The organism is Streptomyces sp. NPDC059718, assembly GCF_042733315.1.
Classification (GTDB): Bacteria; Actinomycetota; Actinomycetes; order Streptomycetales; family Streptomycetaceae; genus Actinacidiphila.
Genome location: NZ_JBHWGA010000022.1, coordinates 61,742 through 84,152, shown reverse-complemented (window position 1 = coordinate 84,152; position 22,411 = coordinate 61,742). Strand labels below are relative to the sequence as shown.

Genomic DNA, 22,411 nt, shown 5'->3' with positions numbered 1-22,411 from the left:
CCTGTGGCAACACCCACCATCCCGCGCGACGCCGACGAGCTGGCTGAGGCGCTCGGCGACACCGCGACGCTGCGGCACATCGTCAAGGACAAGGACACGCTCAAGGACTTCATCACCGGCTACGCCCAGGCGCAGGCCAAGAGCGACCCGACGATCGAGGCGCAGATCCGCGAGGAGACCCAGCGCCAGTGGGCGGACATCCTCCGCAACGACAAGACCCTGGACCGCATCAACCGGCTCAACCTCGACCCCAACGCGCAGCCGGTAGCGCGAACGAAGCACTACAACCCGAAGGCGCCGGGCGCGGTCCTCGACCAGTCGTACGCCAACTGGGGTGACTACCTGTCGCTGACCTGGCAGGGCAACAACACCCAGGAGTCCCTCGCCGCGCGCTCGGACATCAAGAAGCTGCAGAACGCGTTCGGGTCGACCGTCCCGTCCGACGGCGGATTCTTGATCCCCGAGTTCCTGCGCTCGGAGCTGCTGCGCGTCTCGCTGGAGCAGTCCGTCGTCCGCTCCCGCGCCCGCGTGGTGCCGATGGAGTCCCTCACCGTCCCCTACCCGATGATCGACTCCACCAGCAACGCGTCCAGCGTGCATGGCGGCATCGTCGGCTACTGGACCGAAGAGGGCGGTGCGCTCACCGACAGCTCCCCGAAGTTCGGCCGCATCGAGCTGATCGCGAAAAAGCTCACCCTCTACAGCGAGATCCCCAACGAGCTGTTCCAGGACAGCATCATCTCGCTCGAGCAGTTCATGTCCGAGTCCTACCCCGAGGCGCTGGCCTGGTTCGAGGACGTGGCGTTCACCGACGGCAACGGCGTCGGCATGCCCAAGGGCTACCTCAACGCCGAGGCTGCGATCACCGTCAACAAGGAGTCTGGCCAGGCCGCGTCCACGCTGCTGTGGGAGAACATCGTCAAGTGCTACAGCCGCATGCTGCCGGCCTCCATCGGGCGCGCGGTGTGGGTGGCGCACATCGACACCTTCCCCGAGCTGGCCACCATGGCCCTGTCTGTGGGCACCGGCGGGTCCGCGGTGTGGATCGGCAACGGCGACGGCGCCGGCGCCCCGCCCGTCACGATCCTCGGCCGTCCGGTCGTGTGGACCGAGAAGGTCTCCTCCGTCGGTACTGCGGGCGACATCAACTTCGTCGACTTCGGCTACTACCTCATCGGTGACCGGCAGGCCATGCAGTCGGCCACGTCGACCGAGTTCAAGTTCGGCAACGACAAGACCGCCATGCGTGTCATCGAGCGCGTCGACGGCCAGCCGTGGATCAAGTCGGCGATCACCCCCCGCAAGGGCGCCAACACCCTGTCCCCGTTCGTGAAGGTCCAGACCCGCTGACGCTGCCGGCCCGGCCGGGCAGTGACACCCCTGGCCGGGCTTGCTCCGAAACGGCAATCAACCCCCGTAAGGAAGGCAACCCATGGAAGCCCTCGGCAGGCTGTTCAACGCAGCCACCTCTGCCACCACCACGGCGACCCCGTTCGGTCTCAAGGACGCGGGGGGCGCCACGATCGTCCTCATCGGCGCGACGTCCGGGAACGCCACCATCCAGGAGGCCCAGGACTCCGCCGGCACCGGCGCCCAGAATCTGGCCGTCTTCACGCGGTACTACCGGCAGAACAGCGGCACCTGGACCAAGGTGACGCAGGCTGCGGCCGCGACCGTTACCGCAGGCACCGGCGGTCTGCTGGTGGTGGAGGTCGACGCGGCGCAGCTGTCCGACGGCTACACGCACATCACCGCGTCGCACGCTTCCGGCAGCTTCGTGATCCTGCCGCGCGACCTCACCACCATGCGTGCCCCGGAGAACCTGCGGTCGGTGACGGCATGAGCGTTCTCATCCAGGCCGACCAGCTGCGGACGCTGGCTCTCGGCACGCAGGCCGCGAATGCGGCGGGCAAGACCGTCCCGGCGAACGCCACCAGCACGATCTTCACCGTCACCGGTGGCAGGGTCCTCGTGACCAGCCTCGTGGGCAAGGTGACCACCGTCATCGGCGGTACTACCCCCGCGCTGAAGGTCGTGGCCACCCCGACCGTGGGCACCGCCAACGACCTGTGCACCACGGGCACGATCACCGGCGACGAGGTCGGCACCCTGTACTCGCTGCCCGGCCCGATCGGGTCCGCGCTGAACATCTCCGGCTCCGGCTCCGGTGGCGTCACCGGGCAGACCGCGCCAGTCATCGTCGCGGTCGGAACGATCGGCGTGAACTGCTCCGCGGCGGACGCCACCGGCGCGATCCAGTGGGAGCTGACCTACGTGGCGCTCGACAACGGCGCCACGGTGACGGCGGCCTGACATGGCGACCTGGGTCTGCACGGAGTGCACCGCCGCCTACGCGGTGGGCGCTCCGTGCTGCCCCCAGTGCAGCGCCACGGATCACGTCGAGGAAGGACAACCCATGCCGAAAATCACCCGCCATGGCGGGCCCAGTATCGCCGGGGCCTTGGTCGTCGGCGGCGCCTGGTCCGACAGCGACGCCCCGGACGGTTTCCACGACCCGGAGGACGTCCAGGACGAGGTGAGCGAGCAGCCGCCCGCGGAGCCGGCCTACGAGGACTGGACCGTGGAGCAGCTCAAGGAGCAGCTCGCTGAGCGCGGCTTGCCCAAGGGCGGGAAGCGGGACGACCTCGTGCAGCGCCTCCGCGAGGACGACGCCGCACCAACACAAGGGGAGTAAGTCGTGGCTGAAGGCTTCTCCACCGCCGCCGCGAACAGCGTCCTCGATGCCCAGGTCGTCGCGTACCCGTGGTTCAAGTTGCACGTCGGCGCGCCCGGCGCAGCAGGCACTGCGAACGCGGCGACCGAGACGACCCGCAAGAGCCCCACGTTCGCCGCAGCGAGCGGCGCCTCGAAGACCACGAACGCGGACGCCGTGTGGACATCGGTGGCGGGCAGCGAGGACTACACCCACTGGTCCCAGTGGTCCGCGTCGTCGGGTGGCACGTTCGGCGGCTCCGGCACGATCACCGCCAACGCTGTGACCAGCGGTGACACGTTCACGATCCCGTCCGGAAGCCTCGTCCTGACCCTGCCGGTCGCGTCCTAACCCGCCAGCCCAGCCCAGAGAGGAGGTGAACCCGAATGTCCACCAGGTTCGACGCCGCCAGCGACCGCGTCTCCTACAGCGGAACGATGTTCGCTGTCGGCAGCGGGTTCACCATCACCGCCTGGGCGTACGTGTCGGTCGACACCGACAACTACGCCACGTTCGGCAGGTTGCACACCTCGTCGGGCGCCAGCACTATCGTCACCTGGTCGACCGACAGCGACGGACTTACCGGCCCGGCCTATTTTACGGGCGGCGGTTCTGTCACCAATTCGACGGGCATGGCCGTTGGAGCCTGGCGCAAGATCGCCCTCACGTGCTCCGGCACGACGGGCCGGAGCTACGTCAACACCATCGGGGGCACGACCGAGGTCGACTCCGGCACGGTCGGGGTTGGCACTGCAGACGGCATCACGCTGGGCGGCCGATCCGCTGTCGACTCGGGCGAGTGGTTCAACGGGCGCCTGGCCTACGTGCGCGTCTGGACGGCCGAGCTGAACCAGACGCAGATCGAGGCCGAGTGGGCCAGCACCGCGCCGGTTCGCACCTCGAACCTGTGGGCGGACTGGCCGCTCACCAACGCGGCCGACCTGACCGACCACTCCGGCAACGGTCGCCACCTCACCGCCGGATCCACCGCGGTGTCCACCGAAGCGGACCCGCCGCTGGCCGGGTCTGTCAGCGGCACGGCCGCAGGCACCTTCGGCGGCCTCACTGGCACCGCGGCCGGCACCCGCCGGGTGACCGGCATGGCCACCAGCCTGTTCAGCGCCATGAGCGGTACAGCAAGCGGCACGCGGAAGGTCACCGGAACAGCCGCACTTGCGGGCGGCTCGCTGACCAGTAGCGCCACCGGACGGCGCACCGTCATCGGCTCCGCGGCCGCCCACCTTGGGGGGCTTGTCGGAACTGTGTCTTCACCGTCGGTCGTGATCGGGTCCGCTACCGCCAGCTTTGGCGCGCTTTCTGGAACGGCACACGGCCGCGTCCCAGGCGCCCCCGAACAAGGGTCGTGGTACGGGCTGCTCGACATCCTCCGTGAGGCAGAGCAGCAGCACCGCGAGGAACTCCAACGCGACCCCGTGGCCTGCGGCGACTGCGGAGAACCCCTCCGCTCCGGGCCGCACGGCGAACTGTACTGCCCGTTCGACGGCTCGACCTGGGCAGCCGGCGGCCGCCGCACCGGCCACGTCAGCACCCGCAACTGAGAAAGGAGGTAGCCCCGTGCAGCCCTGGTACGCAACCCGAGAAGACCTCAAGCGCTCCCTCGGAGTGAAGGAGACGGCCGGCGCGAACGCCGCGATCGACCGTGTGCTGGGCGCCTCCACTCGCTCCATCGAGGGCCTGCTGCACCGACGGTTCTACCCCGAGCTGGCGACCCGCTCCTGGGACTGGCCCAACGGGCAGGGCGGCGCGCCCTGGCGGCTGCGGCTCGACAGCAACGAGCTCATCTCCGTCGACCAGCTCCTCACCGGCGGCCAGGTCATCGACCCCGGCAACTACTTCCTGCGCCGCGCCGACAACCGCGAAGAGCCGCCGTACACGATGCTGGAGCTCAACCTCGACAGCAACGCAGCGTTCGGCGGCGGCCCGTCCACCCAGCGCGACATTGCGGTGCTCGGCCTGTACGGGTACCGGAACGACGAGACCACGGCCGGCACTCTCGCGGCCGGGATCGGCACCCCGATCGCGACCACGATCACGGTCGACGGGCCGGCCTCGGCTGCGGTCGGGGTCGGTTCCCTCCTCCGTATCGACGCCGAGCGGGTCATCGTCACCGAGCGGGCGCAGGCCGACACCAGTCTGACGCTGGCCGCCAACATCGACGCCAGCATGAAGACGGTCCTGATCCCGCTCAGCGGCTCCGGGGTCGCGGCAGGTGAGACCGTTCTGATCGACTCGGAGAAGATGCACGTCACCGACGTCGTCGGCAACGGGCTGATCGTGGAGCGGCAGTACGACGGCCTGCCACTGGCGGCCCACACTGCGGGCGCCACGGTCTACGCCCCGCGGCTGCTGACCATCGCACGCGGTGTTCTCGGCACCACCGCGGCGGTCCACTCCAACGGGGCCACGGTGCAGCGCTTCGACTTCCCCGGCCCCGTGAACGAGCTGTGCATCGCCGAGGCCGAGAGCGCCCTGCTGCAGTCCCGCGCCGGATGGGCGCGCACGATCACCAGCGGCACCGGTGGTGGGAAGGCCGCGACGCTCGACGCCCTGATCGACCTGCGCGAGCAGGTGTACACCTCGCACGGCCGCAAGGGGCGGGTGAGGGTCGTATGAGCAACATTGAGGTCCGCATGACCGGCCCGCTGTTCGACGGCTCGGCCGAGCGCGCGATGCAGCGCGCCTGCGACGACGCCCGCGACAGCATCGCGGAGTTCGCCGAGGACTACGCCCTGTCCCTCATGGGCGCCACCTTCAAGAACCCGACTGGCTACTACGAGGAGCACGTGAAGACCGAACTGGTCTCCTCCGACACCGCCCTCGTCCACGACGACGGAGTGGTCTACGGCCCATGGCTGGAGGGCGTCGGCACCCGCAACCGGCCCCGCCCCGGATTCCCCGGCTACGGCCACTGGCGCAAGACCAAGGACCTGGTCGCCACGCGCGGCCCGGAGATCGCCGAGCGCGCCGTGCAGCGCCACCTCCCCGAGATGAGGGGGTGACCGATGACGCTCGCCATCACCGAAATCCTCGACAAGGCCGTCAGCCACGCTGCCTCGGGCGGCTGGTTCGACACGGTCAACAGCTACGAGCAGCTGGAAAACGCACCCGGTCACGACCTCACCGCTGCGGTGTGGGTCGACGACATCGCGCCGATCCGCGGTTCGGGCCTGGACTCCACGTCGGTGCGTCTGGCCCTGTACGTGCGGATTTACACCAGCAACGACCAGCTGCCGCGTGACGTGATCGACCCGCACATGGTGTCGGCGACCGATGACCTGATCCGGGCGTACGTCGGCGACTTCACTCTCGACGGCCTGGTCCGCCAGGTCGACGTGCGTGGCATCTACGGGCCCGGGCTGCAGGCGCGCGCGGGCTACCTCAACTTGAGCGGGGCCGTGTCCCGCGTCATGACGATCACGCTGCCGCTGATCGTCAACGACCTGTGGGACGAGGAGGAGTAATGCCCAAGACCGGAGGCCTCGGCGACAACGGCTACGTCCACGGCTTCAACGCGTCGGGCGACATCATGGCGCTCGGCGGCATCGGCGGCGGCCCGGCCGTCCTGCCGTTCACCGGCATCGACAAGGCCGCGTACGAACGCAAGGGCGGTCTGCTGTCTGGGCGGATCGAGTTCACCAGCTTCTTCAACCACGACTCGGTCACGCCTGCCACGCACGAGAAGCTGTCCGCGCTGCCGCGCACCGACGTCCACATCACGTACTGCCGCGGCACCACCCTCGGCGACCCAGCCGCGTCGATGGTGTCGAAGCAAATCGGCTACGACCCGACCAGGGGCGACGACGGCTCGCTGACCTTCGGCGTCGAGGCGCAGTCCAACGGGTTCGGCATCGAGTGGGGGCAGCAGCTCACCGCCGGGATCCGCACCGACACCGCGGCAACGCTCGGCACGAGCATCGACACCCTCGCCTCGGCCTCCTTCGGCGGGCAGGCCTACTTGCAACTGTTCGCGTTCACCGGCACCGACGTCACCATCAAGATCCAGGACTCGGCGGACAACACCACCTTCGCCGACGTCGCCGGATTCGCCTTCACCCAGATCACGACGACCACCCCGACCGCGGAGCGCATCGCGATCTCCAACGTGTCGACACTGCGCCGCTACCTGCGAGTGTCCACGGTCACCACGGGCGGCTTCTCCAACGTCCAGTTTGCCGTCAACGTGATCAAGAACCAGATTGCCGGGGTGACGTTCTGATGCAGGTCTCCCGGCCCGAACCGCTCATGCACGCGGCTGCCTACAAGAGCTACCAGGTCCTGCAGCCCCTCTCCACGCACTGGCGGCCGGCGACGTGTGCCGAGGTCCAGTGCCCGCACTACGAGGAGGGCTGGGGCGTCCGCGTCGAGAACCTCACCCCTGACCTCCTGCACGAAGCGAAGAACAGCGGCCGCCGCTACCGCGAATGGCGCGTTGCCGAGGGCGAGACCTGGCTGCTGTTCGAACCGGGGCAGCCGTGCTTCCGCTCCAAGACGCACCGCATCCAGATCGGCCGGCCGCCGCTGTACATCGTCCGGGACGGCGACCATCGCGGGAACCCTCGCGGCACCGCGGCCCGGCTGCACCACAACCCGGACAACTGGCGTGACGACTTCGCTGAGCACCAGCAGCGCCTCGCTGACGAGATCAAGAAGGGGTGACCGACCATGGCAAAGGCCAGCGGCCTCGGGCAGACAACTCTCTCGGTGGATGACGCGGCCGGCACCGCGCGCGCCATCAAGAACGACATCACGAACTGGCAGATGTCCACGCCCCGCGGGGTGCAGGACGTCACGGGCGTCGACCGCAGCGCGAACGAGCGGGTCCTGCTCCTGGCCGACGGGTCCGTCACCCTCAACGGGGTGTTCAACGCCTCCGCCGGCCAGAGCCACGACGTGTTCAAGACGGTGTCCTCCACCTCGGTGGCGCGGACCGTCACGCAGACCGTCAATGGCGTGACGCTGGCGATGGAGATGCTCCCCACCGACTACCAGCTCACCCGTGCCGACTCCGGCGAGCTCACGTTCTCCGTGCCGCTGTCCCTCGCGGACGGCACCGTGCCCACATGGACATGATCACCTTCGGAGGCCAGTCCAACGGGGGCACCTGCCCTCACCAGGAAGGAGCCTGATCGTGGGCTACCGCAAGACCATCCGCCGCCTCGAGGTCAGCCTCCAGGGGCACAAGGAGTTCGGCCAGGACGAGGAGTTCCCCGTCGCCTACGCGCGCGGGAAGTCCCTCCAGGAGTACCTGACGCTCATGGGCTACAGCGACGCCGACGGCGACGACCGCAGCGCCATCGTCCGCCAGCTGGAGGAGTTCGGCGACTCCCTCATCTCCTGGAACCTCGAGGCCGAGGACGGCACCCCGCTGCCGGCGACCCGGGAGTCGCTGTTCGCCATCGACAACGACCTGGCGCTCGCGCTGGCCACGCAGTGGATCGACGTGCTCGGCGGAAAGGTGGACGAGAGCGGCCCTTTGCCGAGCAGCTCGCCCTCTGGCGAGCCGTCCCAGGTGGAGTCCATCCCGATGGAAGCACTGTCCAGCCTCCTGCCGCCTTCCAGCGTGCCCGCTTGATCCTCGGCCTCTGCGACCGCTTCCACAAGCTCCCCTCGGAGGTGCTCGCAGAGGACTCCGAGCTGCTCCACCTGATCGAAATCGAACGACTCGGCACACCCGACCTGGAGGGAGGCGACGGCGGCTATGGGCAATGACATCCAGATCAGCGTCCGCGTCTCCAACGACACCGGCAGCGGCCTGGCCGCCGTCAACACCTCCCTCCTCCGGCTCAAGGACTCGGCGAAGGACGCAGGCCAGGCACTCACCACCTTGGCCACCAAGTCCTCAGCGGCCGCCGCCGCGCTGCTGGTCCTGCAGGCCGCCGCAGACCGCGCCGAACACTCACTACGCGGCCTGCACTCCCGCACCAACCTGGCAGCCGGAAGCCTCGGGGAGCTCCGCTCCCGCCTGGATGGCGCCAACACCGGGCTGCGCTCCCTCAACACCCGCGCCCAGACTGCCGACGGCCGCCTGGAGACCCTGGCAACCCGCACCCGCACGCTGCGCACCGACCTCGATGATCTCCACACCAGCGCCACCCGTACGGGGTCCTCGCTCGGAGGGCTCCGCGGCAGCCTCGGCAGCGTCTCCACATCCGCCGGCCGATCGTCGGGTGCCCTGTCGGACCTGAAGAAGGTCGCGATCAGCCTGGCGCCAGCACTCATCCCGATTGCGGCGCAGGCAGGGCCCATCGCCGCCGGGTTCGGTGCCGGCGCGGTCGCGCTGACAGCGTTCACCGCAGCGCTCATCCCACAGCTGGGGGCCTTCAAGGACGCGTCGGACGCGCAGAAGAAGGCCGGCGACGCGGTGAGAAAGTACGGGGCGGCGAGCAAGCAGGCGGCGGAGGCGCAGAATGTGGCCGCGGAGTCGCTGAACACCCTGCCCGGGCCGACCAAGCGCGCGGCAGCTGCGTTCCTGGTCCTGAAGGACTCCTACAAGCAGTGGTCGAACGGCCTGGCGGGCGACACCATGCCCGTCTTGACCAAGACCTTCGCGACGTTCGGGGCGCTGCTGCCCAAGCTCAACCCCCTCGTCCGCGACACCGGCACGCAGCTGGACCGGCTGGTCACAGCGGCCGCGGGCGGCGTCAACAGCCCCGGCTTCGACGCCCTGGTCAAGCGGTTCGAGGGCTTCTCCCAGCGCACGCTGAAGGAAGCGACCGACGACCTCATCCACTTCTCCCGGGTCCTGTCCGAGGGCCGCGCCGACGGGCCCATCGCGGCGTTCATGGACTACGCCCGCGCCAACGGCCCCCAGGTCCGCCAAACGCTGAGCAGCATCTCCGAAGCGGTCACTCACCTGCTTGAAGCGGCCGCCGAGGCCGGGCCCGGACTGCTGACCCTGGTCAACACGCTCGCCAAGCTCGTCTCCGCCGTACCGACCTCGCTGCTGGCGAACCTCCTCCAGGTGTACACCGCCTTCAGACTGATCAAGCTCGCGGGCCTCGGGATCGGCGCCGTCACCACCAGCGTCACCGCCCTCGGCACCAGGCTCACCGCGCTACGCGCAGCATCGGTTGCGGCCGGCGGTGGCCTGGCCGGTCTACGGGCGGCGTTCCTCTCGCTGGGCACCGTGGCCCGGGCGACCGTCGTAGTGGCCGGCATCGCGGCGCTGGCGCTGATCCTGACGCGCCTGTCGAACATCGGGAAGGAAGCTCCGCCGAACGTCGACCGGCTGACCACCTCGCTGGGCAAGCTGGCGCAGACGGGCAAGGTGTCCGGCGAGGCCGCGCGCGTGTTCGGGACGGACTTCGGGAAGCTCGGCGACGCGCTGCGCACCCTGGCCCGCCCGTCCAATTTGGACAAGACGCAGCAGTTCCTCACCCAGCTGATCGGCATGGACTCCACGCCGGTCGCGGACGCGAAGACCGCGTTCCAGGGCCTGGACGAGGCCCTGTTGAACCTGGTCAAGGGCGGCAAGGCCGACCTGGCGGCGTCCGCTCTGGAGATGGCGATCGCGAAGCTGAAGAAGCAGGGCTTCACGGCGGATGAGGTGAAGTCGCAGCTCGACGGCTACAAGTCGGCGCTCGCCGACGTGGCGTTCGAGCAGGAGCTGGCGGCGCAGAGTATGGGCGTCTTCGGGCAGCAGGCCCTGGACGTGCAGGCCAAGCTCGACGCACAGAAGCGCAGCGCTGATGGCCTGCGCCAGTCGATCGTGGCGTTGAACGAGACGAACCGTGGGGCCTTTGACGCGCAGACGAAGTTCGAGGCCGCGATCGACAACGTCACCCAGTCGCTGAAGGACAACGGCCGCACCCTCGATGTCGGAACTGAGAAGGGCCGCGCGAACCGCGACGCCCTGAGCCAGCTGGCGTCGGCGACGGATGAACTGGCGACGAAGAAGCGCGACGAGGGCGCCTCCTGGTCTTCGGTGAATGCGGTCTACGACCGCGGCCGCGCGAAGATCATCGAGGCGGCGCGGGCCATGGGCTACAGCCGCGGGGAAGCCAAGAAGCTCGCCGACCAGATCCTGACGACGCCGAACAAGACCGCGTTGCTGAAGGCGGACATCAACGATCTGAAGACCAAGCTGGCCGAGGCCCGCGATCGCCTGGCGAGGGCTCCGCTGTCGAAGCGGGCGGCGATCTGGGGTGACATCGCCGACCTGCAGCGGAAGCTGGAGGCCGCGCAGCGCAAGATCAACGGTCTGCGCGGCAAGATCGTGAACGTTGGAATCCACACCGTCTACTCCTACGCCGGTCACGCAGGCCCCGGCGGCGTGCCCAAGTTCGCCGACGGCGGCGAGGTGACCGGCGGCTCCGGCACCCGGGACGACGTGCCCATCTTGGCCATGGGCGGGGAGTACATGGTCAAGAAGAAGCAGGCGCGGAAGTACCTGCCGCTGCTGGAGGCCATCAACGAGGACCGGGTCCCGAAGTACGCCTCGGGTGGCCTGGTCAAGAGCGACGCGGGGAAGCAGGCCCGGTCGGAGGCCGCGGGTCTGCTGACGATCTCCTACTTCGGGCAGCGCGCGGGCTACAAGAACTCTGAGATCGCGAACAGTCTTGGCAGCCCGGACTCCCTTGGGGATCTGGTGTCGTCGCTGAACAAGTGGCGGAGCTTGATCAAGGGGGCGACTGCGGGGGCGACGGAGAGCCGTCTGCTGAAGGCGCTGAACTCCGCGGCCGCCGGGCTGATCAAGAACGAGAAGGCACTGACCAAGGTCAACAGCGAGTTGGACAAGGCCAAGGACAAGCTGTCGTCCCTGAAGGACGCCGCGGCCCAGCTCAACTCGCAGGTCGCCTCCGGGATCCTCGCCTCCGGCAACATCACCGGCATGGCCAGTGGCGGCGGCCTGGTCACCCTCGGCGGCATCAAGTCTGGGCTGTCCGGCAACGTCAGCGAGGCCCGGGAGTTCGCGGCCGCCCTCAACACCCTCAAGTCCCGCGGTCTGAATGGGCAGAGCATCTCGGAGATTGCCCAGGCGGGCCTCAGCGGCGGCGGACTGGCTACCGCCCGCACCCTGCTCGGCGCCTCGTCCGCGGACATCAAGGAAATCAACAGCCTCGAGGCGCAGCTCAAGAGCGCCGCGACCAGTGCGGGCAAGACGACAGCGGACGCGTTCTACGGCGCGAGCCTCAAGGCGGCGGACGTCGTGGTGAAGGGCCTGCAGAAGCAGCAGGATCGCTTGGAGGCCGCCATGGTGAAGGCGGCGGCCTCGCTGGAGCGCACGCTGGAGAAGGCGCTTGGGGTTAAGGGCAAGGCGGCCGGCGGCATCATCGGCGCCGCATCGGGTGGCCCGCGCGCCGGATGGACGCTGGTGGGCGAGCAGGGCCCGGAGCTGGCCCGCCTCCCGTATGGGTCGACGGTGTACCCGGCCGGCGCGACCCGGCAGATACTCGGCGCCGGCGGTGCGGGCGGCGGCCAGGTCATCCAGGTCAACCTCGTCCTCGACGGGAAGGTCGTCGCCCGGCAGCTCATCGACCCGATGGCCTATGTCATCCGCAGCATCAACGGGGGCGACGTCCAGGGCGCGCTCGGGCAGGGGAAGGTGAGGGTCTGATGGCCTTCCCGCAGGACGTACTCGGGATCCGCGTCGAGCTGCTGCTCAGCAACGTGTGGACGAACATCACGTCCCCGAACTACGTGCAGCGCCGGGACGGCCTGATCGGTATCCAGCGGGGCCGGTCGGACGAGGCGTCCACGATCAACCCATCGCGCTGCTCCATGTCCCTCAACAACAGGGATGGAAGGTTCACCAGCCGGAACCCGGTCGGCCCGTACTACGGCGCGCTGGGCCGCAACACGCAGCTTCGGGTCAGCGTGCCCTACGGGGCGTCGTACCTTCGGGTCGACGGCTCCTACGGCGCCACGGCCTCAACGCCGGACTCTGCGGGGATCAGCGTCACCGGCGACCTCGACGCCCGCATCGACCTGTCGCTGGACTCCTGGCGCAGCTACCAGAACCTTGCCGGGCAGTACGCGGGCGGCACCGACCAGCGCTCTTGGGCTCTGCAGATCAGCGCCGCAGGCAAGCTCAGCGTCGGCTGGTCCACCGACGGCACCTCAGCGACCCGCCGGTGGGCCACCTCCACCGCCCCAGTCCCCAACCCGGGCGACAAGCGGAAAGCTCTCCGGGTCACGATCGACGTGAACAACGGGGCGTCCGGCTGCACCGTCGTGTTCTACACCAGCGACACCATCAACGGGACCTGGACGCAGCTCGGCGACCCGGTCGTCGCCGCAGGCACCACCAGCATCTTCAACGGCTCCTACGACCTGACCGTGGGGGACCTGCCCGGCCTGTTCAACAACGTCGACGACATCTTCGAAAGCTTCGCGATCATCGGGCGCGTTCACGCCTTCCAGCTCCGCAACGGGATCGCGGGCAGTGTGGTGGCGAACCCGAACTTCAGCGCGGCCACCGCCGGAGTCAGCTCGTTCGTGGACTCCAACGGTCTGACCTGGTCGATCAACAACGCCGCTGAGGTCTGTGACAGGCGATACCGCTTCCACGGCGAAGTGTCCGAATGGCCGCAGCGCTGGGACACGAGCGGCAACGACGTCTGGACGCCAATCGAGGCATCCGGGATCCTGCGCCGCCTCCAGCAAGGCGCATCCCCCCTGCACTCCACCATGTACCGCGGCATCACCTCACCCACCTCGGCGTCCCCGCCGCTCGCTTACTGGCCCTGCGAGGACGCCTCCAACGCCACCTCGTTCGGCTCGGCGCTCACGGGCGGCCAGCCCATGACGTGGAAGGGCGCACCCACCCTCGCCTCAGACTCCAGCTTCAAGTCGTCCGAGCCGCTGCCCGTCGTCGGCTCCAGCATCTGGACCGCCCGCCCCCCGGTGTACACCCCCACCGGCGAGACCCAGGTGAGGTTCCTGCTGGTCATCCCCGCAGGCGGCCTCTCCAACAACAGCGTGATCGCGCGGGTGTACACGACCGGAACACTCGCCCGCTCGGACCTCGTCTACACCACCGCATCAGGCGGATCCCTGGAGATGAAGGTCTACGACTCCGACGGCGTGCTGATCAACGGCACCGGCGCCGCCGCCCCGTACAACGGGCAGCGTCTACGGGTCAGCATGGAGCTGCTGGAGAACGGGTCCGACGTCGACTACAAGTTCGCCACCACCGAGGCCGGATCCCCCAATGGGCTCGGCCCGTCCCAGACCGCCACGTCCCGCACCGCGGGCCGTGTGACCCGGGTGGTGATCTCCCCGGATGCGACGATCCCCGCCGCTGTGGCCGGCCACGTCAGCGTGCACGACATCATCACGGACATCCTCGACCTGACCGAGGAGCTGTCGGCGTACACGCAGGAGACTGCTGGCCGGCGCGTGCAGCGCTTGTGTCGCGAGGAGGGCATCAGCTTCCGGTGGCGGGGCGATCTGGACGACTCGCAGCAGATGGGACCGCAGGGGATCTCCACGCTGGTGCAGCTCCTGCAGGAATGCGAGGACGCTGACGGCGGCCGTTTGTACGAGCCGCTTGACGTGCTGGGCTTGGCATACCGGCCCCGCACCAGCATGTACACGCAGGACGCGTGCGTGGCCCTGGACTACGCGCAGAACCAGCTGTTCAACGAGCTGTCCCCGACAGACGACGACCAACTGCTCCGCAACGACCGCACCGTCGCCCGCAAGGACGGGTCTTTCGCGCGGTACGAGGAGACCATTGGTCGGCTGTCGGTGGCTGACCCGCCGGACGGGGTGGGCCGCTACCCGGACAGCATCACTGTCAACGTCTACGACGACACCGTCCTCGCGGACATCGCCGCGTGGGGTGTGCATCTGGGCACCGTCGACGAGGAGCGGTATCCGCAAGTCACGGTGGACCTGTCCAACCCGCGGATCGCGGCGAACGTGGCGCTGTCGGCGGATGTGCAGGAGATGGACATCGGCGACCGGCTGACGATCTCCAACCCGCCGCCGTGGCTGCCGCCCGGGCAGATCGAGCAGTTGGCCCAGGGTTTCGCGGAGACCCTCGGCAACAAGGAATTCTCGGTCACGGCGAATTGCAGCCCGGGCTCGCCATGGAACGTTGCTTACACCGACGCCAGCGCCTACTCCAAGGCCGACACCGACGGCACCACCCTCGCCGCCGCCCTCACGACGACCGGGACCGCGGCCACGGTATACGTCGGCGCCGGGCCGCTGTGGGTCACCACCGCGCTCCTGCCCGGCGAGTTCCCGTTCGGCGTGTCCAGCGAGGGCGAGGACATGACCTGCACCGCCATCACCTCGAGCCGACTGGACTCCTTCACCCGGTCCGCGTCCAGCTCCTGGGGCTCGGCGGACATCGGCGGCACCTGGACGAACACCGGCGGCAGCGCGTCGGACTTCTCCGCCACCGGCACCCGCGGCCGCCACTCCCTCGGCACCATCAACGCAAGCCGCATCAGCGTCCTGACCGCACCGTTCACCGACGTCGACCAGCGCGTCCTCGTCCGCACCTCAGCCCTGGCCACCGGCGGACCCCAGTACCCGGGCATCGTCGCCCGCTACATCGACATCAACAACCACTACTACGCCCGCGTCGCGTTCACCGCGACGGCCACCGTGCAGCTGGTCCTGCAGAAGCGTGTCGCGGCCGTCCAGACCGACCTCATCACCGCGACGATCCCCGGCCTCACGCACGTCGCGAACACCGACTACGGCATCCGCTTCCAGGTCGTCGGGTCCACGCTCCGCGCCCGCGTCTGGTTGGCCTCGGCAGGCGAGCCTGGCTCCTGGCACCTCACCGCCACCGACTCCGCGCTCAGCAGCGCCGGATCCGTCGGCCTGCGCAGCGTCCTCGACGTCACCAACACCAACGCGCTGCCCGTGTTGGTCGACTACGACAGCTACGAACTCCTGAACCCGCAGGTCATGACCCTCACCCGCTCCGTCAACGGCGTCGTCAAAACCCACGGAGTGGGCGCCCCCATCAGCCTGACCCGTCCCGCCCGCGCGGCCCTATAAGGAGGCAACCTCATGGCGTACCCCCAGTGGGCCGCAGGCCAGACCATCACCGCAGGCGGCCTCAACCTCAGCGACTTGATCGGGCGCGACGTGTTCAAAGCCACCCGCGACACCAACCAATCCATCAGCTCCAACGCCACCCCCCAGGCCGCGAACGTCCTGTCCTGGGAGACCGTCGAGCTGGACCTCTTGGCCGGATGGTCCGCCAGCAGCCCCACCCGTTGGACTTGCCCCATCGCAGGCTGGTGGAAGCTCGCCGGCGCGGTCGCGTTCAACGGGACCGCCACCACCGGCAACGTGCGCGGCTGCGGCTGGTTCGTGAACGGCGCGATGCCCAACGGCGGGCAGGCACGGCTCGCCGCGTCCCCGCCGAACGTCGTGTCCTCCGCCAACGCACGGACCTTGTCGCTGGCGCTGGCCGTCGGCGACTACATCGAGCTCGCCCCCAGCCAGGACACCGGCAGCGCCCTCCTCACCGCCACGGGCAGCCCGCGCCCCTACATCTCCATCAGCTTCGGCGGCTCCGTCTAAGCCGCCCCAAGACCCGCAGGAGAGCCCACGCCATGGCCGCAGTGACCCGTAGATACGACTCCATCCAGTACTCCGGCACCAACGGCGCGTTCATCGCTGGCACGTGGAACACGACGATCCGTCTGGTGTCCGATGACGGCCAGACGCTGGTGTACATCGACGGCGACGAGATCGAGAAGACCGTCACCGCCGGTCAGTGGCTGGTCCAGGACGCGCCGACCACGGCCTATCCGTGGGTGCTGACACCGGAGCAGTACTCCGATCAGTGGCGGCCGATCTCCGACACCCCCCAGTAATCCACCACACCAGCCCGGGGAGGGCTCATGGCAACCCCGCTCAGCCCTGACAAGTTCATCGAGATCCTGCGCGCCGAGGGCGTCAAGGTCGCCGAGTACCCGGGCTGGCGCACCCGTTCCCGCGACGCCGCGACAAACAAGGCCTTCGGCCCGGTGCACCTGCTCCTCAACCACCACACCGGCGGCAGCAACTCGCTGAGGCTGGTCGCCGAGACCGGCCGCCCCGACCTGCCCGCACCCCTCGCGCACACCCACCTGGCGAAGTCTGGCCTGGCCACCATGTGCAGCGCACGCCGCGCCAACCACGCGGGCACGATGGCGCTCAACGCCTACAACTCCTTCGCCGACGAGAAGACCAGCCACCCGACGCCGGCTAAGAGCAGCGGCACGGTCGACGGAAACGATCTTTCGTACGGCATCGAAGTCGAGAACCTCGGCAACGGCGCCGACACCTACACCCGCACCCAGTACGACGCGCTGGTCCGCTGGAACGCGGCACTCTGCCGTCACTTCGGCTGGTCAGCCGAGTCCGTCGCCGGACACCGGGAGACGTCCGTCGAAGGCAAGGTCGACCCCCTCGGCCCGGTCGAGGGCTACGGCTCGCGCGGCCGCTTCAACCTCACCATGAGCCAGCTCCGCGGCGACGTCGCGGAGCGGCTGACCCAACCCGCCAGCTGGAGTCCCGAGGAGGACGACATGCCCCTGACCGCCGACGAGATCAGCAGGGTTGCCCAGGCCACTGCCCAGGCCGTGTGGGCGAAGAAGCTCACCAACCCGCACCGCCCGGTCGACGGGAAGCCGGGCCAGACCACGGCGTCGGCTCTCCAGACTTCGGAGGACGGCCATTACACCTCCCTCACCGCTCAGATCAAGGCGCTCGGCACGCAGGTCACGGGGCTGTCCGCGGCGGTGACGTCGCTCGCCGGGCAGCTCGGCGACGACGTAGATACCGCGCAGGTCGTCGCTGCCGTCGAGGCCGCGATCGCCCGGGCCGTCGTCAAGGTCGACGTCTCCGTCGGCGACGCCACCGCCTGACTCCGCCCGGCGCGCCCGCGCCCCGCGGCCCCTTCCCCGAGAAACGGACACCGACATGCAGGTACACCTCGACACGGCCTACGCCCTGGCCCTCATCGCCAACTTCGTCCTGCCCGTCCTGGTCGGCCTGGTCACCACCAGAGTCGTAAGCGCCGGCACCAAGGCCGTCCTGCTCCTGGCGCTCTCCGCCGTGAGCGGGTTCGTCACCGAGCTGGCCAACTCCGGCCCCGGGTACAGCGTCACCACCGGCATCGTGCTGACCGTCGTCGCATTCATCCAGGGAGTCGCGGCCCACTTCGGCCTGTGGAAGCCGACCGGCATCAGCGGCAAGGCGCAGGACGCCTTCCGCCTCACCGCGTAAGGGGCCGCCTTGGACGCCACCACCATCGGCGCGGTCCTCGCGTGCGTGGGCGTGCTGGGCACAGCGGTGGTGGCGTTCATAGGGAAGCGCGGAGAGAACGCCACCACGCGCTTCAACTCGGTGACCGACCAGGTGCAAGAGGAGAACGCGAAGCTCAGCGAGCGACTCGCGACCCGCGAAGCCCGGATCGAGACCCTGGAAGAACAACGCCGCCAGGACCTTGAAGCCATCACCCGGCTCCGCATCAAAATCATCCATCTCGGAGGAGATCCAGACCAGTGACCCGGACAAGGCGCACGATCGTCCTGCACTGGCGCGGCATCGCCACGTTGTGCGCGATCGTCGCGCTGTTCGGAGGTGGTCTGGTGCTGTGGCATCGCGCCGACGCCTCGGACCGCCGTGCAGCCCAGCTGGCGGCGGAGGCCGACCGCCGTGGTGACGCCGTTACGACCCTTGCTGGGAACGTACGCGCACTGCGGGCGCAGGTGACGGCGGCCGGCCGGACGCCGGTGGCGCCGGACCCGTCGCGCGCGGTCGAGGACCTGCCGGGTCGCACGGTAGTGCCGGTGCCGATCCCTGGCCCGGCGGGCAGCCCGGGGCCGGCAGGTCCGTCGGGGTCGCCCGGCGCCGTGGGGAAATCGGGGGCGGCCGGTTCGGCCGGCAGCCCGGGCGCGGCTGGAGAACCGGGCCCGACGGGTGCGCCCGGTCCGCAGGGCCCGGCCGGCCCCGAGGGCAGGGCCGGGACGGACGGCAGGGACGGGCAGGACGGCCGCGATGGCCAGACCTGCCCGGACGGGTATTCGCTGCAGGCGCCGGCGGGGGATCCGGATGCGCTGGTGTGTCGGCGGGATGCTGCGCCGGATCCGTCGCCGACGGGTGGGCTGTTGGGGTTGGGGGCGTTGCTGACGGGGGCGGCGTACCGGTGGGACGGGCGGCGTTGGGCCTGACGCGTCCAACCACATAGTCGTCGACGGCGTGCCGTGTCACATAAAGCGCGGCTTGTTGTCCGCGTTCGGCTCCGTGGAGGTCGACGAGGTCATGCGCGTCATGCACGAGGGCGGCAAGATCCGCGTTCTCTTCGCCGAGCGCTACGTGCGGGAGATGTTCTTTTTTGTCCTCAACACCCACCCTGGTCGCCAAGTTCACCTGGAGCAGCCGCAGGTTGGACGGCGATGTAGACGACTTTGCCTTCTAGCGCGCCAGCAGTGGCTCGCTGCTGGCAGTGCTCCCGTGTACCTCAAGGGGCGGATGAGGCGCAAGAAGTGATGGCCCATCGGTCGCGGTCTGACCTGTGTCGGACCCACCCGTAAACTCAAGGGGCCGGATTCGCACCGCGATTCGTCCGGTACCCGTTGCGCCCTCACGCGGGGCGGCATCCCCGCGCAAGGGCGTCTTAGTAACCCGGAGGCTTCATGTCCGTGCCACCCCTCAACCCTACGTCGCCATCACCTGATGGCAACAACGGGGGCCCCTTCGAGATCGGATCGTTCGACTTCCACGCGAAGCCGGTCACGGTCCTGTCCAACAACACCGGCAACTGGGCCGTGCTCGGTCAGCTCTGCCGCATCCTGACCCTCGATTCCGAGGGCCAGCGGCAGGCGCTCGCGCGGAAGTCCTGGTCGCGGGGCCGGACCTGCGTTGTGCAGGTCCAGCTCCCTGGCGACACCCAAGCCCGCCAGCACGTCCTCATCCACGAGCGAATAGTCCCGATGTGGATGGCGAACATCACCGCCAGCCGCATCGACGACGACATCGTCCGCGCCTCGGTCGAGGAGGCGCAGGTCGAGCTGACCGAGGCTCTGGCCGAGTACGTCTCCCGCCGGGCGGTCCTCCGACGGGAGCCGACCAAGCTGGAGCTGGCGCGGGACCTCGTGTCCGCGCTGGAGGCGAAGGAGGCCCTGGAGGCGGCGAACAAGGTCCTCGCCCCCAAGGCCAGCAAGTGGGAGAAGTTCCTCTCCACCGAGGGGCTGATCGGCATGACGAACACCGCCGATCTCTTCGGTACCCACGTCAAGGGCCTTACCGGCTGGCTGGTCGAGCTCAACATCTTCCGGCGGCAGGTCTCGCAGCGTGGCGGCGCTCGTAATCTCCCGCGTACGGCGTATCAGGACGCGGGCTACTTCAAGGTCGTCATGGAGACGACGAATGGGGTGTCGCACCCTACGGCCTATGTCACCGCGAAGGGGCTGGACCTGATCGCGGACCTGTGGGAGAAGCGCGCGGCAGCCTGATCGGGTAGGGCTTGGGGCCCCCGCTGTGACATCTGCGGCGGGGGCCGCTACCTGGTCCGCATGGCCGTCGGGTCCCAGCGGAAGTACCGCACATACCAAGCCCAGCTACCGTCCCCGTCGGGCAGGTAGACGTCGCAGAGCAGCCGCACGCCGTCCGGCCAGTCGTGCCGAGCGCGCACTCGTGCGTCGCGCCACTGGCCGCCGGTGCGGACGCGCATCCGCGGCCTGCCGGCTCCGGTGTAGGCCTTGGTGCGGATTGGCGGGTCGCGGTCCTTATCCCAGGGCCGCACCTCTTCGGCGTCCTTCTCTGCTGGTGGTGCTGGGTCTTGCATGCTCCCAGCGTAGGCAGAACGCGCTACGCCGCTGTCACCAGCTCGGTTCGCTGGGCAATCAGCCACTCTTGCCGCAGCGCGGCCAGCTGCTCCAGCTCCCGAGCTGTCCACACCGACCGCCCCACCGACAGGGCGCGAATGTCCCTGTTCACGGCGGCGGCACTGCGCGCAGGCGTCACCGGCGGCGTCGGCTCCGGGTGCATGAATCAAGCCTATGCGGTCGGTGTGACAACCACGTGACCGTCAAGCGCCCTGTACGGGGAGACGGTAGAACCGCTTCCCGTCGTTGACCTTCACGCCCAGCGCCTCGTAGAAGCCCAGCGCCTGGGGGTTGTCGGCGTCCGCGGTCCACTCCAGCCGGGAACAGCCGAGCCCACGGGCGTGCTCCTGCACGGCGGCTATCAGGGCCCGGCCCACGCCCTGCCCGCGCGCGGCCTCACGGACGAACAGCTCCTTCATATAAAGAGAGGCCTCCGCGCCGGCCGCAGGCCACAGACGGGACACCGAGGCCATGCCGAGCACCTCGTCGCCATCACGCGCCAGGAGGACCGTCGCGGCCGGGGAGTCGCTGAACAGCGCGGCCCTGATCTGGTCGACATCGCCGGGGGCGTAGGCGCCGCCGTAGTAGACCTCGATCTCACCGATGAGCCGGGCGATCTCCTCTATGTCAGCTTCCGTCGCCGCCGTCACCTGAACCATGGGTCCCCGCCTCCTTGCTGGGCGGGAGCGCCAGGATCTCTCGCAACACCCGCACCTCGCCGATCGTTGCCTCGGGAACCCTAGCTGCAACGTCACCAGCCCGGTAGATGATCAATGTGGAGCGGTGCTCAGGCGGCAGGCCAACGATGGTGTCCGTCGTCAACGCGGCAGCGCTGGCCACGTCACCTTCATGCACCAGGCACATCGCCTGATCGAGGCGGACCAGCGCCCGGTCGGTGTGATCCTCCGCCGGGTACAGGGCCAGCGCCTGCTCCTGCTCGGCCCGCGCCCGGGCCGTCTCGGCGAGGTGAGTCCAGGCGTTCCCCGAGTGGAACCGCAGCTGGCTCTCGCTGTACCCGAACGCCGACCCGATCCGCTCCTGCTCAGGCAGCCGCGACAGCGCGATCTCCGCCCGCGCCAGCGCTTCCCCCGTCGCATCCCGCCGACCGAGGATCGCGAGGGAACGGGCCTCCAAAGGTGCGGCCAAGGCGGGACCGACACAGGGCAGTCCGCCGGCCAGCTGCTGTGCGCGGGCCGCGAGTTCGACGGCACCGTAGACGTCGCCGGAGTAGTAGGCCTGGTAGGCCTCGTGGGCGTACATCCACGACAGGACGGCCCGGTCGTCGGCGGCTGCGGCTGCCTGCCGGCCGGTGCGCCACCAGCTTCGGGATGCGGGGTCGCCGAGCTTGAGGAGGGTGAGCGCCATCAGCCCAGACATCTGCGCGACGTAGACGTGCAGGAGCTTGCGGGTCCGGTCGGGGTGCCGGTGTGTGAGCAGCAGGCGCAGGTCGGTGAAGTCCGCCAGGAGCTCGGGGAGTAACTCCCTCTCCGGTCGGTAGCGGGTCGCCCTGCCGTGCCGGGCCACGGTGTAGGCCCACTCCTCGAGGCCGGTCTCCCCGACGGGCCCGGCGGCGAGGGCGTCGCGCAGGTGGCGCTGGAGTGCCGCGGCTTGCTCGAGGGGCTGCACCGTGGCGGACAGCGCAGCGAGAGCAGTCAGCTGTCCGCGCGCACCGAGGGCCTGGTCCAAGGCCGCAGCCATCTCGGGTGTGGGCGCCTTACGGCCGTGCTCCAGATCGCAGACGTACGACTTGCTGCAGCTCGCGAGGCTGGCAACGTCCCGCAGAGACCGGTTGCCGCGGATCCGCCGTAACGCCTGGCCGAACGTCTCGCTCATGGGAGGCCCCCGAGTGTCCGCCGTGTCCGCCGCGCAGCGGACGGGAGCGGACGCG

At 69.3% G+C, this 22,411-nt stretch carries 28 protein-coding genes; 24 read left to right on the top strand and 4 right to left on the bottom strand.

Features of this window, described 5'->3' with window-relative positions:
• Window positions 1-3: 3 nt before the first annotated feature.
• From ACFV3E_RS24590 to ACFV3E_RS24475, 24 genes are all read left to right on the top strand, one after another.
• Complete coding sequence (locus ACFV3E_RS24590) at window positions 4-1,350, top strand: phage major capsid protein (protein ID WP_500536587.1); 1,347 nt, start codon at window positions 4-6, stop codon at window positions 1,348-1,350.
• Between the two features lie 82 nt (window positions 1,351-1,432).
• Window positions 1,433-1,843: a hypothetical protein gene (locus tag ACFV3E_RS24585; RefSeq protein ID WP_500536586.1), complete on the top strand. Its 411-nt coding sequence runs from the start codon at window positions 1,433-1,435 to the stop codon at window positions 1,841-1,843.
• Complete coding sequence (locus ACFV3E_RS24580; RefSeq protein WP_500536585.1) at window positions 1,840-2,313, top strand: hypothetical protein; 474 nt, start codon at window positions 1,840-1,842, stop codon at window positions 2,311-2,313. The genes ACFV3E_RS24585 and ACFV3E_RS24580 overlap by 4 nt, the downstream gene beginning before the upstream one ends.
• Window positions 2,314-2,416: 103 nt before the next feature.
• Window positions 2,417-2,695, top strand: coding sequence for an SAP domain-containing protein (locus ACFV3E_RS24575; RefSeq protein WP_500536584.1), 279 nt, complete (start codon window positions 2,417-2,419; stop codon window positions 2,693-2,695).
• Window positions 2,696-2,698: 3 nt separating this feature from the next.
• Window positions 2,699-3,064, top strand: coding sequence for a phage tail fiber protein (locus tag ACFV3E_RS24570; RefSeq protein ID WP_500536583.1), 366 nt, complete (start codon window positions 2,699-2,701; stop codon window positions 3,062-3,064).
• A gap of 35 nt (window positions 3,065-3,099) precedes the next feature.
• Window positions 3,100-4,272: a LamG-like jellyroll fold domain-containing protein gene (locus tag ACFV3E_RS24565; RefSeq protein WP_500536582.1), complete on the top strand. Its 1,173-nt coding sequence runs from the start codon at window positions 3,100-3,102 to the stop codon at window positions 4,270-4,272.
• A gap of 16 nt (window positions 4,273-4,288) precedes the next feature.
• A complete protein-coding gene (locus ACFV3E_RS24560) occupies window positions 4,289-5,347 on the top strand; it encodes a hypothetical protein (RefSeq protein ID WP_500536581.1) in 1,059 nt (352 codons plus the stop codon).
• A complete protein-coding gene (locus ACFV3E_RS24555; protein ID WP_500536580.1) occupies window positions 5,344-5,733 on the top strand; it encodes a hypothetical protein in 390 nt (129 codons plus the stop codon). Before ACFV3E_RS24560 ends, ACFV3E_RS24555 begins: the two co-directional genes overlap by 4 nt.
• A gap of 3 nt (window positions 5,734-5,736) precedes the next feature.
• Entirely contained in the window at window positions 5,737-6,195 is a 459-nt protein-coding gene (locus ACFV3E_RS24550) for a hypothetical protein (protein WP_500536579.1), read from the top strand.
• Entirely contained in the window at window positions 6,195-6,950 is a 756-nt protein-coding gene (locus ACFV3E_RS24545; protein WP_500536578.1) for a hypothetical protein, read from the top strand. Before ACFV3E_RS24550 ends, ACFV3E_RS24545 begins: the two co-directional genes overlap by 1 nt.
• Window positions 6,950-7,390: a hypothetical protein gene (locus ACFV3E_RS24540; RefSeq protein WP_500536577.1), complete on the top strand. Its 441-nt coding sequence runs from the start codon at window positions 6,950-6,952 to the stop codon at window positions 7,388-7,390. Before ACFV3E_RS24545 ends, ACFV3E_RS24540 begins: the two co-directional genes overlap by 1 nt.
• A 6-nt stretch (window positions 7,391-7,396) precedes the next feature.
• Window positions 7,397-7,804: a hypothetical protein gene (locus ACFV3E_RS24535; RefSeq protein WP_500536576.1), complete on the top strand. Its 408-nt coding sequence runs from the start codon at window positions 7,397-7,399 to the stop codon at window positions 7,802-7,804.
• A 58-nt stretch (window positions 7,805-7,862) separates the two neighbouring features.
• Window positions 7,863-8,306, top strand: a complete 444-nt coding sequence (locus ACFV3E_RS24530) for a hypothetical protein (RefSeq protein WP_500536575.1) — start codon at window positions 7,863-7,865, stop codon at window positions 8,304-8,306.
• Complete coding sequence (locus ACFV3E_RS24525; protein WP_500536574.1) at window positions 8,303-8,443, top strand: hypothetical protein; 141 nt, start codon at window positions 8,303-8,305, stop codon at window positions 8,441-8,443. The genes ACFV3E_RS24530 and ACFV3E_RS24525 overlap by 4 nt, the downstream gene beginning before the upstream one ends.
• Window positions 8,433-12,290 carry a coiled-coil domain-containing protein gene (locus ACFV3E_RS24520; RefSeq protein WP_500536573.1) on the top strand — a complete coding sequence of 1,286 codons (3,858 nt, stop codon included), beginning with the start codon at window positions 8,433-8,435 and terminating at the stop codon, window positions 12,288-12,290. Before ACFV3E_RS24525 ends, ACFV3E_RS24520 begins: the two co-directional genes overlap by 11 nt.
• Window positions 12,290-15,697, top strand: a complete 3,408-nt coding sequence (locus ACFV3E_RS24515; protein ID WP_500536572.1) for a hypothetical protein — start codon at window positions 12,290-12,292, stop codon at window positions 15,695-15,697. The genes ACFV3E_RS24520 and ACFV3E_RS24515 overlap by 1 nt, the downstream gene beginning before the upstream one ends.
• Window positions 15,698-15,709: 12 nt before the next feature.
• A complete protein-coding gene (locus tag ACFV3E_RS24510; protein WP_500536571.1) occupies window positions 15,710-16,228 on the top strand; it encodes a hypothetical protein in 519 nt (172 codons plus the stop codon).
• A gap of 32 nt (window positions 16,229-16,260) precedes the next feature.
• Entirely contained in the window at window positions 16,261-16,524 is a 264-nt protein-coding gene (locus ACFV3E_RS24505) for a hypothetical protein (RefSeq protein ID WP_500536570.1), read from the top strand.
• Between the two features lie 27 nt (window positions 16,525-16,551).
• Window positions 16,552-17,559, top strand: a complete 1,008-nt coding sequence (locus ACFV3E_RS24500; RefSeq protein WP_500536569.1) for an N-acetylmuramoyl-L-alanine amidase — start codon at window positions 16,552-16,554, stop codon at window positions 17,557-17,559.
• A gap of 55 nt (window positions 17,560-17,614) precedes the next feature.
• Complete coding sequence (locus ACFV3E_RS24495) at window positions 17,615-17,920, top strand: hypothetical protein (RefSeq protein ID WP_500536568.1); 306 nt, start codon at window positions 17,615-17,617, stop codon at window positions 17,918-17,920.
• A gap of 9 nt (window positions 17,921-17,929) precedes the next feature.
• Window positions 17,930-18,202, top strand: coding sequence for a hypothetical protein (locus ACFV3E_RS24490; RefSeq protein ID WP_500536567.1), 273 nt, complete (start codon window positions 17,930-17,932; stop codon window positions 18,200-18,202).
• A complete protein-coding gene (locus tag ACFV3E_RS24485; RefSeq protein ID WP_500536566.1) occupies window positions 18,199-18,867 on the top strand; it encodes a collagen-like domain-containing protein in 669 nt (222 codons plus the stop codon). Before ACFV3E_RS24490 ends, ACFV3E_RS24485 begins: the two co-directional genes overlap by 4 nt.
• 73 nt (window positions 18,868-18,940) lie before the next feature.
• Window positions 18,941-19,186: a hypothetical protein gene (locus ACFV3E_RS24480; protein WP_500536565.1), complete on the top strand. Its 246-nt coding sequence runs from the start codon at window positions 18,941-18,943 to the stop codon at window positions 19,184-19,186.
• Between the two features lie 146 nt (window positions 19,187-19,332).
• On the top strand, window positions 19,333-20,151 hold the full coding sequence (locus tag ACFV3E_RS24475; protein ID WP_500536564.1) for a phage antirepressor KilAC domain-containing protein: 819 nt from the start codon (window positions 19,333-19,335) through the stop codon (window positions 20,149-20,151).
• A 47-nt stretch (window positions 20,152-20,198) separates the two neighbouring features.
• Here the strand turns inward: ACFV3E_RS24475 and ACFV3E_RS24470 are convergent, their stop codons facing one another.
• Genes ACFV3E_RS24470 through ACFV3E_RS24455 form a run of 4 tightly spaced genes read right to left on the bottom strand, consistent with a single transcriptional unit; the run spans window position 20,199 to window position 22,356 of the window.
• Window positions 20,199-20,483, bottom strand: coding sequence for a hypothetical protein (locus ACFV3E_RS24470; protein WP_500536563.1), 285 nt, complete (start codon window positions 20,481-20,483; stop codon window positions 20,199-20,201).
• Between the two features lie 23 nt (window positions 20,484-20,506).
• Entirely contained in the window at window positions 20,507-20,686 is a 180-nt protein-coding gene (locus ACFV3E_RS24465) for a hypothetical protein (RefSeq protein WP_500536562.1), read from the bottom strand.
• 40 nt (window positions 20,687-20,726) lie between these two features.
• Window positions 20,727-21,182: a GNAT family N-acetyltransferase gene (locus ACFV3E_RS24460; protein ID WP_500536561.1), complete on the bottom strand. Its 456-nt coding sequence runs from the start codon at window positions 21,180-21,182 to the stop codon at window positions 20,727-20,729.
• On the bottom strand, window positions 21,151-22,356 hold the full coding sequence (locus ACFV3E_RS24455; RefSeq protein WP_500536560.1) for a helix-turn-helix domain-containing protein: 1,206 nt from the start codon (window positions 22,354-22,356) through the stop codon (window positions 21,151-21,153). The genes ACFV3E_RS24460 and ACFV3E_RS24455 overlap by 32 nt, the downstream gene beginning before the upstream one ends.
• Window positions 22,357-22,411: the final 55 nt, after the last annotated feature.